Consider the following 473-nt stretch of genomic DNA (forward strand, 5'->3'; position numbering starts at 1 on the left):
CCTGCCTCTTGCAGCCGTGCGCCAGGCTAGCCACTCACTCGCGCACGTCGTGTGGCTTTTTCTTGTCCTCGGGGATCAGCCCCAACAGCTCTTCAACCGGATACAGCGGTTCGCGTTAAGCGCGTTGTGGTGCTTGCGGCAAGCGATCATTCCAGGGCAGCAGTCCCACAATTTCACTCACGATGCTCACGCCGTCGGCATCGTCTTGGTCCAGGTACTCAGCGGTGCCGGCGGTTTGCGCGTGCATCTTCGCACCCCCCAGTTCTTCATCGGTGGCGACCTCGCCAGTGTCGGCCTTGCGCAACGCTGGCCCGTCGAGGAACAGCTTGGCCTTGCCGCCCACCACCACCACGTAATCCGACAGGCCCGGCTGATACGCACCGCCGGCCGTGGCCGAGCCTTGCACCCCGGTAATCCCCGGCAAGCCCATGGCGGTCATCCGGTCCTGGTGGGCAAAGTCTCTCCCCCCTTCC

General features: G+C 64.5%; 1 pseudogene. It reads right to left on the bottom strand.

The window, feature by feature from the left end:
* Positions 1-37: 37 nt before the first annotated feature.
* Positions 38-473: pseudogene (locus tag JMV15_RS27905) on the bottom strand (carboxyl transferase domain-containing protein); the annotation flags it as partial.

The sequence above is a fragment of the Pseudomonas paracarnis genome (assembly GCF_904063055.1).
Lineage (GTDB): Bacteria > Pseudomonadota > Gammaproteobacteria > Pseudomonadales > Pseudomonadaceae > Aquipseudomonas > Aquipseudomonas paracarnis.